The following is a 15,447-nucleotide window of genomic DNA, read 5'->3' on the forward strand; positions in this document are numbered from 1 at the left end:
AGCGCTCGCGCGCCGGTCCGTTCTGAGGCAGATTGAGAAGGTCATGCGCACAGCCGCCGTTCTCCTATCGATGTGCCTGGCGATTGGCCTCGCCGGCCAAGCTTTCGCCCAGGAGCGCCGGCCGGCGTTCACCGATCCGCTCACGACCATCGACGAGAGCCGCTGGCGCGTCGCCGACGGCTGGAGCAACGGCGAGTGGACCGCGAATGATTGGCGCCGTTCGCAGATCAGGGCCGTTCCGGGAGGAACTGAAATTGTGCTCGCCCGCTCGCGCGACGGCGAGAAGCGTTATTCCTCCGGCGAACTGCAGTCGGAAGAGGTTTATCGCTACGGCTATTTCGAAACGCGGATGCGCGTGCCGCGCGGCTCGGGGCTCGTCACCGGTTTCTTCACCTACACGCGGCCCGCCGCCGAGAACACCTGGGACGAGATCGACATCGAAATCCTCGGCCGCGACACCCGATCGATTCAATTCACCTATTTCCGGCGCGGCGAGCGCAACATCACCACGCTGCCGCTCCCGTTCGACGCCGCCGAAGCGCAACACACCTATGGCTTCGAATGGACCCCGCGCGCCATTCGCTGGTACGTCGACGGGCGGCTCATGCACGAAGAAAACGGCGCGAACGGAGCGCTGCCGCAGGCGCCGCAGCGGCTCTATCTGCACCTTTGGAACACGGAGACCCTGACCGACTGGCTCGGACCGATCCTGCCTTGGCAGGGGCCATGGCGGCTCACCGTGTCCTGCATCGCCTATGCGCCGAGCTATGCCGGCCGGCAACTTTGCTCTGAATGAGCACGGGCTGAGAGGCGCGCGAAACGCGTCCGCGCATGACGCAGCGCAGCATTTGCATTAGCCTCGCGCCGAATATGTCCGCCGACACCCGCACCGCCGTGCTAATCGCCGCGTACAATGCCGAGCCGACGCTCGAGCGTGCGGTGGCCTCCGCGCTCGCCGAGCCGGAGGCCGCGGAAATCTGCATTGTCGACGACGGCTCGACGGACGCCACCTTCAGCTTGGCTCAATCGCTCGCCGCGCGTGACACGCGCGTTCTCGTCAGGCGCCTCGACGCGAACGCCGGCCCGTCTACCGCGCGAAACTTCGCCATCGAGGCGAGCGCCTCCCCATGGCTCACGATCCTCGATGCGGACGATTACGTCGTTCCAGGCCGCCTTGCGCTGTTGCACACGCTTGCCCATGAGGCGGACTTCGTCGGCGACGCGCTGATCCGCATGCCGTCTAGCGCCGAGCCGGCTTGGGCCGTTGCGCCGCTGTCCGCGCGGGCGCTCGATCTGACGACGTTCCTGCTTGGAAACTTGGGCGGCGCGGCTGGGCCGCTCGATCTCGGCTATCTGAAACCGCTGATGCGCCGCAGCTTTCTCGACGCCCATGGGCTCCGCTACCGAACTGATATGCGTCTCGGAGAGGATTACGAACTCTACGCGCGCGCACTTGCGCTGGACGCCCGTTTCCTCGTCTGCGGCGAGGCCGGCTACATTTCGGTCGAGCGGACGGGCTCGTTGAGCAAAGCGCACAGCGAGGCTGACCTTCTGCGCTTGCGCGATTGCGACGAGGCGGTCGCCGCGCTTCGGCCATTGACGCCGCCCGAGCAAAACGCGCTTCGCCGGCACTGGAACAGTGTCGACCGGCGCCTGCAGTGGCGGCGTCTGATCAGCGCCGTGAAGGCGCGCGATGCGGCGATGGCGGTCTCAGCGTTCCGCTCTGTCGATGCGGCTTTCTACCTGTGTGGAAAGCTTGCCGAACAGGCGTGGCTGCGGAGCACCGGGCGCGGCCCGCGCCGGCCGCTCTCCACAGGCGCGTGAGACGAAGGTTCGCCCCGTCGATGTACGGCGCGGAAATTTGTCGCGCGCGTCGCTAGTTTGTATGGCTGGTCCAGCCTTTGCGCGAGACGATCCATCGCGTAAGACCGCCGGGAGGTTTCTCGCTCATGCCCAAGCCAATTTGGCACACTCGCCGCACGCTCCTGCTCGGTGTCTCGCTCAGTGCTGGCGCCGGCCTGTTGGGCGGTTGCGCGACAATGCCGAGCACGCCGGCCGACGTGTCCCAGCCGACCGAGTATCGCCTCGGCCCCGGCGACCAGCTCCGCATCACCGTGTTCAACGAGGCGGAACTCACGGGCCAGTTCGTGGTCGGCTCTCAAGGCACGATCTCTTATCCGCTGGTCGGCACAGTCGAAGCCGCTGGACTTACGGTCAGCGAATTCTCGGAGCAGCTGCAACAGGCGCTCAGCGAATATATCCGCCAACCGAACGTGAGTGTGGAGGTGGCGAATTACCGGCCCTTCTTCATTCTCGGCGAAGTGCAGCGGCCCGGCACGTATCCCTACTCAGCCAATCTCACGGTTCTCAACGCCGTGGCGACTGCGGGCGGATTCACCTATCGGGCGAATCGCAACCGGGTCTTCATCCGCCACGCCAACGAGCCGGACGAGCGCGCGTACCCGCTGACGATCGCAACGCCGGTGATGCCCGGCGACACCATCCGCATCGGCGAGCGGCTGTTCTAAGACGCGTCGACGCGCGTTGCGCGAATGTGCGTCGCTTTCGACACAATAAAGCGGCGCAGAGCATGCATAGCCGCGTCGAGGGAGACGACATCAACCACGCCGCTGTGCTAGGTTGACGACGTTTCCGGCCGGCGTATTTCGCGCTGGAGACGGGGCTTTGCGCACCAATGAATAAGATGAACCAGGAGCCGCTGTCCGGCTCTCCCGGCTACCCGAATGGATCCGCGCCGCAGGGGCTTGCGGAACTGTTTGGCGTCACCGCAGCGATGCAGATGCTGCGTCGCCGGTTTCTGATCATGGCGCTCGTCGGCGCCACCGTGGCCGCGACCGCGTTCACCTTCCTGATGCTGCAGACGCCGAGCTACAGCGCCACCTCCCTCCTCATCATCAATCCGCGCCAGGAAACAGTGCTGAACAGCCAGGCGGTTGTCGGCTCGCTGCCGCTACAGTCTTCTGCGATCGATTCCGAGATCGAACTGCTGCGTTCGCCGGCGCTGATGAGCGACCTGGCCGCGGCGCTCGGCCTGCAAGCCCAGCGCGCCGGCGGCGAAGTCCTGTCGACGGAGGACATCGCCGGCAGTCTCTCGGGCGCTATCGATGTCAACCGCCGCGGCATGACCTATGTGATCGAGATCACAGCGAACTCGACTGATCCCCAGCGTGCCCAGCTGATCGCCAACACCTACGCCGACGTCTACATCGCCAGCCAAGTGAACCAGCGGGTCGATACGGCCCAGCGCGCGAATTCGTGGCTGGCTCGCCGCCTCGCGGAACTGCGCGACGACGTGCAGGCGAAGGAGAGCGCGGCGGAAACGTTCCGCGTGCAGTCCGGCCTGGTCTCGGCGCAGGGCTCGACGCTGCAGGAACAGCAGACCATCAACGTGCAAAGCCAGGTGCTGCAGGCGCAGGCCGACTTGGCCGAGCGTGAAGCGCGGTTCCGTCAGCTGCAGGAGTTGCGCGACTCCGGCGCGCCGCTCGAGAGCATCGGCAACGCGCTGAACTCAGAAACCGTCCGCGGCCTGCGTGAACGCGAAGCCGACATCGCCCGCCGCCAATCGGACCTGGAGAACCGCTATCTGCCAACCCACCCCGCGGTGCAGGCCATTCGCGCCGAGCGGCAGGACATCGAGAGCCAGATCCAGCGCGAAATCCAGCGCATCACCGTGAACCTCGGCAACGAGGTGTCGGTCGCGCGCGCGCGGCTCGCCACGCTGCAGAACTCCATGCGCGAAGCGGCTGGCGATCTGTCGGATAATTCCGGCGCCAGCGTGCGGCTGCGCGAACTCGAGCGCGAAGCGGCCGCGAGCCGCGAAGTGTATGAGAGCTATCTCCAGCGCTATCAGGAAATCGCCGACCAGGACCAGCTCAACATCTCGGACGCGCGGCTGCTCGCTTACGCCTCGACCCCCACTTCGCCGTCGTCGCCGAAGCTGCGCATCTCGCTCGCGCTCGCCATCGCCATTGGGCTCCTGCTCGGCATCGGCGCCGGGGTCGTCGCCGAGATTCTCGATCAGTCGGTGAAAAACGCCGACGATCTGGAGTCGAAGGTCGGCTATCCGGCCATTGCGTCGATCCCGACCATTTCCAAGCGCATGATGCGGCAGATGCCGCCGGCGGAGCGCCACCCTTCGGGCTATCTCGTCGGCCGGCCGATGTCTGCCTTCACCGAGGCGCTGCGCGTACTGCGCACAGTGATCGTCTATTCCAAGCTCGACTTCAGCGTGAAGGTCGTCGCCGTCACCTCGGCGCTGCCGGATGAAGGCAAGACCACCATCTCCATGTGCCTCGCGCGCGTCGCCGCCATGTCCGGCCAGCGCGTCTGCGTCGTCGACTGCGACCTGCGCAAGCAATCGATCAACGACGTGATCGACATCGAAACCGACGTCGGCATCCTGCAGGTGCTGGCCGGCGAAGCGCCGTGGCGCTCGGCCATCGTCCGCGATCCGAACTCGGACGCGCACGTGCTGCCCGTGGCCACTTCGGGCTTCACTCCGCGCGACGTGTTCGGCTCCGAAGCGATGGAGCGCCTGATAGGGGAACTGCGCGCCCACTACGATCTCGTCATTCTCGATTGCGCGCCGATCCTGGCTGTCGCCGAGACACGGATCCTGGTGAAGCACGCCGACACCACCGTTCTGGTCGCGCGCGCCGGGCGTTCGGCCATCGGCGCGGTGCGTTCGGCGGTGGCGCAGACGGAAGCGGCCGGCGGCAAGGTGCTCGGCATTGCGCTCAATTGCGTGCTGCCGCATTGGCAGTCGTACGCCGACAGCCTCTACTTCTATCAGTCGAAGTCCTACTACAGCGTCTCCTGACGCCGCTCAGCAGCGCGCGCCGTCGCCGCCAGCATGGCCTCGGCGATCGCCTCCCCGATCGCGGGCGCGTGCGTTCGTTGCAGGTACGCGCGCGCCCGTTGCGCCAGCATCGCCTTCAACGCCGCGCGCGACCGCAGCTGCACAGCCGCGCGGAGCACGCCCGCCGCATCGCCCGCGACGAGCAGATGGCGATTGCGCCGCGCCGTCAGCCCTTCGCAGGCCTTCTCCGTGCCCACCACTGGGCAACCCAGCGCCATGCCGTCCAGCACCTTGAGCTTCACGCCGCTGCCGCCGATCACCGGCGCGAGGAAAACGCCCGCGCCAGCCAGCACGCTCAAATCCTCGACACGGCCGAGAAAGCGAAACCGCCGCGCGTCGAACTCGCGCGCCAGCTCCGGCGCGTGATCGCCAGCGACTTCGATGACCACATCCGGCGCGAGCGCGCCCTCCGACTCGCGCACCGCCTCCGCCAGCGCGCGCAGCATGACAACATTCTCCGCGTAGCGCATGTTGCCGAGAAAGATCAGCCGCTCGCCAGGCGCCGGCGGATTGTCGTGCGCCGCGATCAGAGGCGGCGCTGCAAGCACGTTCTCGCCTTGCACGGCGCCCGCTTCCTGCGGCGAGGTGAACAGCACGAGATCGGAGCCGTGGAGCACGTCGCGTTCATAGCGGGCGCACCGCGCGGATTCCGCGGCGAGAAGCGGCCGCGCAAAGGCGCGCGCTAGCCGCGCAAGCGGCCCCACACGCTGCGCCAGGAAGCCCATCACGTCGTAGTCCTGGCTCGCCGCCCGCGCGTAGCGCAACGAGAGCAGATCGTCATAATCGACGATGCGAGCCACGTGCGGCGGCAGATCCGCTGCCAGCGGGACCAACCGCAGCATGTCCACATAGACGCCCGCGGCGCTCGTCTCCGCCGCCAAGCGTGCGACTTCCGCGCGCGCGGCGCGGCTGTGATAGAGCCAAGTCTGCAGCGGCAGCGCCGGCATCCGCGAGGCGTTCAGCAGCACCGACAACGGCTTCGCCAGCGGCAAAAAACGGAGGCCCTCGTCCCGCGCATCGCCCGCCGGCGCGCCGAACACGACGATGTGGGGTTCGAACCGGAGCCGCGCCTGGCTTATGCGCTGGCGCAGCATCGTCGCCCGGCCGCTATTCTCCGCGTAGGGATGGCGCGTCAGCAGCATGAGCAGCGCCGGCTTGCTCACGGGCCCTCCTCCGCGAGCACTGCGTTCAGCAGCTGTTTCAGTTCGTCCGCCGGCTGCACGAAGAGGCTTTCCGGCGCCTGCGCCAGCTTCGCCCGCGCCGCGGCGATCCGCTCGCGGTTCAAACTTTCGACCAGCGCCGGCAGCGTCTCTTCGAGCGGCTCGGCCAATGTGAAGCCGAAGCCGTGCCGCTCGATCCAGCGCCCGGTTTCGCTGTCCGCCGGCGCGATCGGCGGCGCGCAATAATAGCCGCCCTCGTAAAGCCTGTTCGGCAACAGCCATTTCGAGTTCGCGCCCGGATCGTGGAAGTCGCCGGCCCAAACCAGATCCACATCGCCATAGATCGAAGCCAAACCTTGCGGCCAAGCATAGCGGCCGCCGACCGTGACGTTCGGATAGGCGGCGACACGCGCTTCGAAATCCGCGATCTCGGTGCGCGCGGGCGCGCCGCGAAACGAGAGCGCCACGCGCTCGCCCAGCCGCGCCGCCAGCGCCAGCAGCAGATCGAGACTGCGGCGGCAGCGCAGATTGCCGAACCAGCCGATGCGGATCGGCCCGTGGCGCTCCGCGGCTTCGATGGGCCGCGGCCCGTAATCGTACGCCGGCGGCAGCCTGTTCTCGATCAGCACGGTCGAGGCGCGGCCGGGCTGATGGACATCGAAATACTCGCGCACGAACGCCGGCGAACTCACCACCACCCGCGCCGCGCCCGCGAGCAATCTTCGCTCGACGAACCGCATCGCCGCGCCAAGCTGGTCGCTGCGCGTCATGAAGCGATGAACGTCGAGGCATTCATAGATCAGCTTGGCGCGCGAGCCGCTCATGCCCCGCGCCCACGCCGCCAACGCCAGCATGTCGAGATTGCGCGCGTAGAACACGTCCGCCCGCTTCAGCGCCTCGCGCCGCGCCCGCAGGATCGGCTGAGCCCGCAGCAGCGCGCCGATGCGCTGGCCGAACGCGGCGTCATGCGTTTCGCCGAGATCGACATTGATCCAGGGCGTCGCGAAGGCCGGCCCGCGCCGCATGGTGAACGCGCGCACAGAGGCGCCGGTCTGCTCGAACGCCTTGATGCGGCGCTGTACCGCCGCATCGTGCGCGTCGTGCCCGAAGAAGATCAGCTCAGCCAAGCCCGCCCGTCCACGCGCCCGCAGCAGGCGCTACACCTCCCGATGTGCGCGAAAAGCGCGACTTGGGAAAGCGGTTCAGTCCCCGCTGCGCCGGCGCACCACGATCGGACGCTCGCCGGCCGCCGCTTTCGCGCGCGCGCGCGCGCGGGCGATCTTGAAGCTGGGCTTCCAGAGCTCGCCGCGGTCGCGCAATGACCGCAACGCGTCCCAGAGAATCAACGCGTCCGTGCCGAGCGACCACGCCAGCGCATACATCTTGTACTGCGCCGCGTCTTCCTCGTCGGCGTCGGCGATGGCGCTGACGCCAACGACGCCGGGTCGCGCGCTCAGATAATAGCGCTTGGCCGTCTTGAGCGGCTCGAGTTGGTCGCGCGAGAGCGGCGATGGCCCGACCAGCGCCATGTCGCCGCCGATCACGTTGAATAATTGCGGCATGCGTTCGAGCGCCCGCCGCCACTTCGCTTGCGGGGCCTCGGCTTGCACCGCCATCGCGTTCCAGTCGTTCGCGGGCGCTTCTTCGGGCTCGCCCGCAATGCGCAGCCGCTCGACCTTCGCCGTCGGCGGCTCGATACGCAGCTTGAAGCACTTGAACACGCGGCCGCCGTAGCCCACGCGCTCCTGCACGAGAAAAACAGGCGCCGGGTGACGCACCTTCGAGACGAGCGCCGCCCCGATCAGCACGAGGAGCCAAATCGGCAGAGTGATCAGCGTCAGCGTGAGATCGACCGCGCGCTTGGGCCAGCCGCCCAGCATCGCGTCGTAGGAGACGACCGGCGCGCTGGCGAGATCGCGCCTCAGCGCTGCTTCGAAGGCGTTGCCTGCTTCCGCTTTCTGCGAACCCTGCTGGTCAGCCGACCCGCGAGGCATCTGGATGAGCATTGACGATCCTGAGCCTTGATCGAACCGAGATTAGAAACCTTGCCGCAAATGGCAACGTTTGCCGCACGCGCAGCCGCTAATATTTCTCGCTTGCCGTCCGACGGCCACAGGGCGCGCGCGGCATGGGAAAACAGCCGCGGCTGCATCTCCCGCTTGTGGATAAATCGGCTTCCACGAAACAAAAAGAGCGTTACAGCGTTCGGCGGCGGCTGCAGGCTGGGATTGCGCGTCGCGGTGCGCCGTCGCAGAGACGTGCAGCCGTACGCCCGCGGGGAGAGCCAGACTCGTGACGTCACCACTCACAAGCGACCGGACCAGGCACGAAGCCGGGTCGCTTGGAGCGTCGCAAGCGGCTGGCGGGCCCCCACGTCAATCCCAATCCTTAGCCTGGGCCCGGCTCGGCCGCGCGATCGGGCGCCAATGGCTGCTGACGCTGGCCGTCGCCGTCCTTGTGGCCGCCGCCGGGGTGGCCTTCGATTATTCAGGCGGCGTGCGTGCGATAGTGGCGACGCAATTCTGGGCGCCGGTAGCGCTTGCCGTCGGCCTTGCGGTGGGCGCGGTCAATGAACTTCGCCGCAACACCATCACGTCGATCTCCAGCTTCGGCAAACATCGCGGCTATGCCGTGCTCGGCGCCGCGCCGGAGCTGACCGAAAACGCGCTGCGTCAGCTGCCGCCAGACAAGCGCACGCCGATCGGCTGTCTCGCCTTTTTGCCTGCGTCGCCATTTGCCACCGCTTTCCGCGATCTGCAGGGCGCGCTCGAGAACCAGCGCATCGTCTCTTTCGTCGGCGCGCTCGCCGACGACGGGGCGACGACGACGGCGCTCTGCGCAGCGGTCAGTGCGGCCCAGCAAGGCCGCAGCGTCATCATAATCGACTGCGATCTTCGGCGGCGCGGCCTTACGCGCGCGCTCGAATACGATGTCGAAGCGGGCGTGCTCGAAGCCAGCGCCGAGCCGGATCGTTGGCGCAGCTTCATCGCCGAGGAAGAGGAGACCGGCCTTCACTTCCTTCCCGCGGCGCGGCTCCGCAACCCGTGGAAGACGCTCGCCGGCTCGCGCGGCTTTCCGGCGCTGATCGATGCGCTGAGCGAGGCCTACGATCTCGTCGTGCTCGATTGCCCGCCGGCGCTCGGCGCGGCCGAGGGCGTCGTGCTGGCCGGGATGGCGGAAAAGGCGGTCGTCGTCGCGGTCTGGGACCGCACACAACTCGGCGCCGTGCGCAACGCGATGCGGTCGCTGCGCCGCCGGCCCCATCTGGAGACCGGCGTTTGGGTCAATCGCGTGCCGCCTCGATATCGATTTGGACGGCTGCGGCCGGACTGACGGCCCCGCGCGCGGCAAGCATGCCGTCCGGCGCGAGTGCGCCACCAATCGCGATCGCCAGCTGCGGAAATACCGGCGCGAGGTTGCCTTGGAACTCCCGGGCATGCGCCCATTCCGGCGTCGCTGGCCGCACCACAACGCGCGGCGTCGACCGCGTCATCTTCTTCTTCAGCAGATCCTGGATGAAGGGAGCGGCTGCGCCGCCGCCGACAGCGATCGCCTGCACCTCCGAACGCCCGCGCATCACGGCGTCGCCGCGCGCCACGCGCAGCCCGTGCGCGAACGCCTCGTTGAGGCTCTTGTAGAAGTCCTTGAAATCCGCATCGCGCTCGATGTCGCGCATCGAGAGGGCGATGCTCTTGCCCCGGTGGCGCAAGGTGGCGCGGCCATCAGCGAACAGGCCTTCCTTGATGTCGCGCATCTGCCGCATCAGCACATTCCAGAGATCGGTCTGGTCTTCGCGGCTGCGCAGCCCGCCCGCCCGCTCGATCACCTTGTTGGCGATGATACGGTCGATGAGATCGCCGGCCTGCTTCAGCGTCACGCGCGCTTCCGGCAGCTCGACCGCGCGCGTGGCGACGCGCGCTAGCGCCGCGATGTCGGTGGTGCCCGCGCCCATGTCGACGACGATCATGTGCGAGCCGCTGTCCTCGAGCCCTACCGAGGTATACGCCGCAGCGGCCGTCGCTTCGAAGATGAGGCCCATGTCGAAGCTGCGGGCTTGCGCCATCGCCTTCGGCAACGCGGACGCGATCGTATTGATGGCGACGCCGTCCGGCGACATCAGCTTCTTGCCGGCGAGACCGCGAAACGCTTCCGCCTCGCCGAACAGACGCATGATGATATCGTGCATGCCCGCGCTGTCGCCGCTGCGCCAGGCGGGGGCGGCGTAGCGATAATCGATGTGCGTAGCGCCGGCGACCACCGGATCGGCCGCGCACGCCTGCGCCACCGCTTCGAGCAGATAAGCCAGATAAAGCACGATCAGATCGCGCATCTGGAAGACGCGGTGCGGGTCGATCGAGAGCGGCGCGTTGGTGTTGAGCGCGCGGTCGAGATCGCTGACGCTCAGCAACGTCTTGAACGACTTCAGCGCCACGCGCCTCTTGCCGGCAAGGGCGTCGGCGCGGGCGATCGCCGCACGTCCGAACAGCACCCGGCCTTCGTCGACGAAGACGGCGCTGTCGAGCAGGAACGGATTGCCCGTCCCTTGCGCGCCGCTCAGCATCAACGGGCGCACCAGCGCCGGGTCGAAGCGCATCCACGCATCCGCCGGCGCGGCGGCCGCCTTCGAGTAGGCGGTGCCGAAATCGACGCAGAGCGTCCAGCTGGTCATGAGCTCTTGGCCTTGCGCAGGCGCCCGGCCCGCGTCTTCGCCAGCACCTCGCCGCCGCGCGCGACGCCCCTGGCCTCCACCCGCACCGTCTTCGGCGCCCGGGCCCCGGCATCGGTCAATTCGTGCCGCTTCGGGTCGTACGCCTCGCGCGCGCCGAGCTGGCCGAGACGCGTCAGCCCGCGCTTGCGCGCGGCGCGCGCCAGCGACTGCGCCAGCCTATCGAGCGCGTCCTCCCGCGCCGTATCGTCCTGCGCGCCCTGCGCCTCGTCGAGATCGGCGAGCGCCTGGGCCAGGGCTGCGTCCGCTTCTGACCAGGCCGCCTCCGCCAGCGCGCCGGCGAGCGAAACGGCCGGCGCCGCGCGTTTCCGCGCGGCGCCCTTTTTCGACGGTCCCCTGGCCGGGGTCTTGGGTCTGGGCTTTGCAGCCGCGGGCATAGGCGTTTCCAAGCTCATGGGTCAGGCCCAGCTTAGCGCCCCTCCGCGGCCGGAGCCTAGAGGCGCAGGCTGAGCCCGACGGCGAAGGTGTTCACTTCGAAGTCGCGGTACGCGGCCGCGCCGGACGACTCCACCTCCTCGTGGCGATAGCGCGCCGTCAGCGCCACGCGACGGTTCATCAGATAATCGGCGCCGACTTCGCCGTTGAAGAACTCGTCATCCCGGTCGACCACGTCATACTCGCGAGCGCCTGCCTGCACCGCGCCGGTGAGGATCAGGTTGCGCAGCAATTCGTGGTCCACGCGCGCGCCGTAGGTCTCTTCGATGTAGGGCAGCAACGAGTTGCCGCCGATGACGTCTTCGGCATTGCGGCGGGCGTTGAAGGTGAGCGTCGTCAGCCGGGTGATGTACCACTCGAGCTCGGCGGCGATCGCCAGGCCGTCGGTCGAGCCGAAGCCTTCGTAGTCGCGCTCGAACTGGCCGACCGTGAACTCGCCCTCCATCAGATCAGTAAAGTTCACGGTGACGCCGGCGAGATAGGTCTGGCCTTCGGAATCGAGCGTCGGATCGTTCTCGTATTCGCGCTCGTCGACGGTCGCCTGGAAGACCGCGCCGATGCGCGGCGTGAGCTCGGCTTCGATGCGCCCGCGCAGCAGGTTCTGCTCGTTGTCGCGGATGTTCTGGAGATCCTCGAAATCGGTCTCGGCGCGCGCCGCTTCGGCGCTCACGCGGAAGCGGTTGAACGCATGCGCGATGGTCACCGAGGCGTCGTTGCGGTCGTACTCGACCGGATCGGGCGTCAGCGGCGAGTCCGGATCGGTGCGCGGCTCCACTTCGTGCGCGAACCCTGCCGTGCCGGTGATGCTGGTCGAGCTGCCGATGTCGAAACGGCCGAGGCCGCGGATGAAATGCGTGTCGGAGTCCTCGCTCGAGAAATCCTCGTGGCTCGTGAAGGTCGCGCCGCCCTCGACTTGAATCGCGTGCCGCGACCAGCCGGACCGAAGACGCGCCCACGGGCTTACCGTGTAGATCATGTCTTCGTCTTCGAAGCCGTCTTCCTCGGCGAAGAGGTTGTCGGTGCTGGCGACGCCTAGATTGAGTTCGGCGTTCAAATTGAACGCGCCCAGGCGCGTGCCGAGCGGATCAAACTCAGGCCGCGGCCGCTCGCGGACGGAAACGCTGTCCTCCGTCGTTTGAGCAGCAGCATGAAGCGGCGCGAACGCGATCAGCGACGCGGCGAAAGCGGAAAGAACGCGATGAAAGCGCAATGGACATCCCCCTGCACGCGCCGAAGCCGCCTGGTTGGCCAAGCGGGAGCGGCGGCTTTGCGCCGATCGTTCCGCGGAGTTCATCATGAAAGCAACGGCTTGCTCGCGCGGCGGGAAAGTCCGCGTGCCGGCGCGCGCAGGTTTTTGCGAAAGCGTCATCGAGGGTTTCTCCCCAGGGCAGCAGAAAGCCGCGCGCGGCCATATAGGCTGCGCCGGCGCTCGGACGAGGAGGCTAGCGGACTCCGGTTAAGAACCGGCGCGCCCGCTGTTGCACTTTATCCACAAGCTTGTCGCGTTGTTCAGGGCGCGCCAGCGGCCGCGGCGCGGATCAGGTCAATGCCAAACGAGCCAGCGGCCCAAATTAACATCCAAAAAACAGAGCAGTAGAGAATGAGGCCAGAGACGACGAGCCAGCGCGGCGGCCGGGCGGCGCGGTCCGTCTCCACGCGAGAGGGACTGGCCGGCGCAGCGCGCTGCTCCAATTCAGGCTGCGGGCGGCGAAGAGCCCCCAAAACTCACTCCAAGAACGACTCGCCGGATCGGCGCACAACCAACCTCAACGACTCTAGACAGGAGACGGTTCCAAACAAGTTTCTAAGGCAGCGCCTAACCTATCAAGCGACTGGGATTGCAATGCACAATGGACGCGTGCCAAACCTTACCAAGCCATTAGCGAGGGAAATGGCGGGGGTCGTGCACTAATGGCGAACCAAATGATCGAAACGGGGACTACAGTCCAAATCCCGTTTCGTGGCCGGCAGAACGCAGGCGATCGCTACAGAACAGCCGAGGCGCGGGTCGCGCATCGGATCACGGACCGTCGTCTCATCCGCAAGGTCAGGGCGGCCAACGGGCCGCTGAAGCGCGCGTTCGATCTCGCACTTGCAGCATTAGCGCTGCTGTTCTTGTTGCCGGCGTTCCTCACCATCGCGCTCGCGATCAAACTGACCGATCGCGGCCCGGTCTTCTATCGCCACACCCGCGTCGGCCGGCAGGGCGAGCGCTTCGAGTGCTTGAAGTTCCGCACCATGGCGACCGACAGCGAAGAGCGCCTCGCGCAGATTCTGCTGAACGATCCGCATGCCGCTGCGGAATGGCAGGAAGGGCAGAAGCTGCGCAACGATCCGCGCATCACCGCCATCGGCGCTTTCCTGCGCAAGACCAGCCTCGACGAGCTGCCACAGATTTGGAACGTCCTGCGCGGCGACATGAGCGTCATCGGCCCGCGTCCGATCACACGCGCCGAACTCAACCGCTACGGCCGCGACCGCCGCTATTATCTGCTGGTGCGCCCCGGCATCACCGGCCTCTGGCAAGTGAGCGGCCGCTCGAGCACCGGCTACGAGCGGCGCATCCGCTACGACCGCGAATATCTCGAAGAATGGTCCTGGCTCGGCGAGTTCTGGATCCTCCTCATGACGATCCCCGCGGTGCTCAACACCGACGACGCCTGCTGATTAGGGCAGTAGGGCAATAAGGCAGTAGGGCAGTATGTGTGGCGCGCCGCATGCGCCACTCCTCCCTATTGCCCTATTGCCCTATTGCCCTACTGCCTTGCCCATGTCCGACGACATCGCCGCACCGGCTTCGTTCGAAATCCCTGAAGGCTACACAGCGCTCGATTGGCGGCGCGGATTTGGCCGCCAGATCGGGCCGCTCTATCGGCGCGCCCGCGGCGAGTCCTACACGATGGGCTTCCGCGTCGAGGAGCACCACACCAACGGCATGAAGAACGCGCACGGCGGCATGCTGATGAGCTTCGCCGACATGGCCTGGGGACACATCGTCTCGGTCGAGACCTCGTCTTATTGGGTGACGGTGCGCCTCACGGTGGACTTTCTCTCCAGCGCGCAGCTCGGCGATTGGGTCGAAGGCGAGAGCGAAGTGCTCTCGCGCGCGGACGATCTCTATGTCGTGCGCGGCCGCATCTGGGCCGGCGATCGCACGCTGATCAGCGGCACAGGCGTGTTCAAGCCGATCCAGCGCCGCGAGCCGCGCCCCGGCGAACGGGCGTTCAAGAGCGAATAGTGACTCCCCAAAGCAAAGGGCGCAGCCGCCGCATGCGACCGCGCCCTTCACCGAGAGCCGCCCAAGGCCCGAACTCGGAAACTCTTATTCGAAAGCGAGACCGTCGTCGCCGCTGAAGTCGTCGACGAATACTTCTTCCTGCGTCGCCGGCTTCGCCGTGCGCGCGGCGCGCGGCATGCCGTTCACCATGTCGCTGCGCACGTCGTAGCGCGCGGCGCGGATCGCCGGGTGGAAGCCGACATTGTGCAGCGCGATCATCACGTGCTGGCCGCGCTCGCGCCAATAGGCTTCGATCTTCTCCTTCAGCGCCAGCGCGCCCTCGCGCGAGCAGAAGTCCTGCTCACCGCGCGACCCGCCGACACCAATCCAATCGTCGCCAGAATCGGGAGCGAGGTTGAGCGTGAGACGATCCATTCTGGGTCCTTCCGAGAGCGCAGGTAAAACTCGAGGCCCGATAGAGATGACAAAATCTCGCGCACGCGAATATTGCACAGAAGTCTTGGTCGACGACCTAGACGAACGCTGTCCCAAAAGGAGAAATTCGGCCTAGACCTACGGTCTATGCCTTCCGGTCTAGATCGCACTCCGCCCTGCCCAAGTGGGCGGCGACGTGGTGATGTGATCCCAGACCATGACGCGATCGGCCCCCTCCATCCTCCTCGTCGAGGACGATCTCGCTTCGGCGGAGGCCCTGACGCTGATCCTGCGCGATTGGGGCGCGGACGTCACCCACGCCGACAGCGCCGAGGCAATCGACGCCATGGCGTCGGACCGGTTGGCCGGCTTCCGTTACATCATCACCGACTTTCATCTCGGGCCGGGCGTCAGCGGCGTCGCGATCGCCGAACGCCTTGCGGCGCAATGCCCCGGCCTCAGAGTGCTGGTGCTGTCCGGATCGTTTCACGCCAAGGCGGCGGTCGCCGCCCAGGCCGCCGGTTACGAAATCATGCAAAAGCCCGCCCGCGCCGAAGCTATCCTGGCTTGGCTGGAGCGCACGTAACGCCTTGTG

15 protein-coding genes are annotated in these 15,447 nt (G+C 67.0%); 8 read left to right on the forward strand and 7 right to left on the reverse strand.

The features are described from left to right. The first annotated feature begins 43 nt into the window (after positions 1 to 43). The 4 genes from VEA80_RS15800 to VEA80_RS15815 all read left to right on the forward strand — a co-directional run bounded on the left by VEA80_RS15800 (position 44) and on the right by VEA80_RS15815 (position 4,840). Positions 44 to 796 (forward strand): family 16 glycosylhydrolase, encoded by a 753-nt coding sequence (locus VEA80_RS15800; RefSeq protein WP_325061732.1) that lies wholly within the window; start codon positions 44 to 46, stop codon positions 794 to 796. 35 nt (positions 797 to 831) lie between these two features. After that, positions 832 to 1,824 (forward strand): glycosyltransferase family 2 protein, encoded by a 993-nt coding sequence (locus VEA80_RS15805; RefSeq protein ID WP_325061733.1) that lies wholly within the window; start codon positions 832 to 834, stop codon positions 1,822 to 1,824. A gap of 125 nt (positions 1,825 to 1,949) precedes the next feature. Beyond that, complete coding sequence (locus tag VEA80_RS15810; RefSeq protein ID WP_325061734.1) at positions 1,950 to 2,528, forward strand: polysaccharide biosynthesis/export family protein; 579 nt, start codon at positions 1,950 to 1,952, stop codon at positions 2,526 to 2,528. A 167-nt stretch (positions 2,529 to 2,695) separates the two neighbouring features. Beyond that, on the forward strand, positions 2,696 to 4,840 hold the full coding sequence (locus VEA80_RS15815) for a GumC family protein (RefSeq protein ID WP_325061735.1): 2,145 nt from the start codon (positions 2,696 to 2,698) through the stop codon (positions 4,838 to 4,840). Here the strand turns inward: VEA80_RS15815 and VEA80_RS15820 are convergent. The 3 genes from VEA80_RS15820 to VEA80_RS15830 all read right to left on the reverse strand — a co-directional run bounded on the left by VEA80_RS15820 (position 4,825) and on the right by VEA80_RS15830 (position 8,045). Beyond that, positions 4,825 to 6,042, reverse strand: a complete 1,218-nt coding sequence (locus VEA80_RS15820; protein ID WP_325061736.1) for a glycosyltransferase — start codon at positions 6,040 to 6,042, stop codon at positions 4,825 to 4,827. The two genes, VEA80_RS15815 and VEA80_RS15820, sit on opposite strands and share 16 nt — an antisense overlap. Beyond that, the gene (locus VEA80_RS15825; protein WP_325061737.1) at positions 6,039 to 7,166 is read right to left on the reverse strand and encodes a glycosyltransferase; all 1,128 of its coding nucleotides are present in this window, start codon (positions 7,164 to 7,166) and stop codon (positions 6,039 to 6,041) included. The genes VEA80_RS15820 and VEA80_RS15825 overlap by 4 nt, the downstream gene beginning before the upstream one ends. 75 nt (positions 7,167 to 7,241) lie before the next feature. Further along, on the reverse strand, positions 7,242 to 8,045 hold the full coding sequence (locus VEA80_RS15830; RefSeq protein WP_325061738.1) for a sugar transferase: 804 nt from the start codon (positions 8,043 to 8,045) through the stop codon (positions 7,242 to 7,244). Between the two features lie 286 nt (positions 8,046 to 8,331). Between VEA80_RS15830 and VEA80_RS15835 the strand changes: the two genes are divergently transcribed. Then, positions 8,332 to 9,372 carry a CpsD/CapB family tyrosine-protein kinase gene (locus tag VEA80_RS15835; RefSeq protein ID WP_325061739.1) on the forward strand — a complete coding sequence of 347 codons (1,041 nt, stop codon included), beginning with the start codon at positions 8,332 to 8,334 and terminating at the stop codon, positions 9,370 to 9,372. Here the strand turns inward: VEA80_RS15835 and VEA80_RS15840 are convergent. The 3 genes from VEA80_RS15840 to VEA80_RS15850 are packed head-to-tail and all read right to left on the reverse strand — an operon-like array spanning position 9,323 to position 12,410. After that, on the reverse strand, positions 9,323 to 10,708 hold the full coding sequence (locus tag VEA80_RS15840; protein ID WP_325061740.1) for an Hsp70 family protein: 1,386 nt from the start codon (positions 10,706 to 10,708) through the stop codon (positions 9,323 to 9,325). The two genes, VEA80_RS15835 and VEA80_RS15840, sit on opposite strands and share 50 nt — an antisense overlap. Beyond that, the gene (locus VEA80_RS15845; protein ID WP_325061741.1) at positions 10,705 to 11,142 is read right to left on the reverse strand and encodes a hypothetical protein; all 438 of its coding nucleotides are present in this window, start codon (positions 11,140 to 11,142) and stop codon (positions 10,705 to 10,707) included. Before VEA80_RS15845 ends, VEA80_RS15840 begins: the two co-directional genes overlap by 4 nt. Before the next feature lie 56 nt (positions 11,143 to 11,198). Further along, positions 11,199 to 12,410 (reverse strand): outer membrane beta-barrel protein, encoded by a 1,212-nt coding sequence (locus VEA80_RS15850; protein WP_325061742.1) that lies wholly within the window; start codon positions 12,408 to 12,410, stop codon positions 11,199 to 11,201. A 713-nt stretch (positions 12,411 to 13,123) separates the two neighbouring features. On the opposite strand from VEA80_RS15850, the gene VEA80_RS15855 reads away from it, so the two are divergent. Both VEA80_RS15855 and VEA80_RS15860 read left to right on the forward strand, forming a co-directional pair. Continuing rightward, complete coding sequence (locus tag VEA80_RS15855) at positions 13,124 to 13,867, forward strand: sugar transferase (protein ID WP_325061743.1); 744 nt, start codon at positions 13,124 to 13,126, stop codon at positions 13,865 to 13,867. Between the two features lie 103 nt (positions 13,868 to 13,970). Continuing rightward, positions 13,971 to 14,438, forward strand: coding sequence for a PaaI family thioesterase (locus VEA80_RS15860; protein WP_325061744.1), 468 nt, complete (start codon positions 13,971 to 13,973; stop codon positions 14,436 to 14,438). 84 nt (positions 14,439 to 14,522) lie between these two features. Here VEA80_RS15860 and VEA80_RS15865 read toward each other — a convergent pair whose 3' ends face one another. Then, positions 14,523 to 14,852, reverse strand: a complete 330-nt coding sequence (locus VEA80_RS15865) for a hypothetical protein (protein ID WP_325061745.1) — start codon at positions 14,850 to 14,852, stop codon at positions 14,523 to 14,525. Between the two features lie 217 nt (positions 14,853 to 15,069). Between VEA80_RS15865 and VEA80_RS15870 the strand changes: the two genes are divergently transcribed. Beyond that, positions 15,070 to 15,438 carry a response regulator gene (locus VEA80_RS15870; RefSeq protein ID WP_325061746.1) on the forward strand — a complete coding sequence of 123 codons (369 nt, stop codon included), beginning with the start codon at positions 15,070 to 15,072 and terminating at the stop codon, positions 15,436 to 15,438. Positions 15,439 to 15,447 lie beyond the last annotated feature (9 nt).

The sequence above is a fragment of the Vitreimonas sp. genome, from assembly GCF_035627415.1.
GTDB lineage: Bacteria > Pseudomonadota > Alphaproteobacteria > Caulobacterales > Aquidulcibacteraceae > Vitreimonas.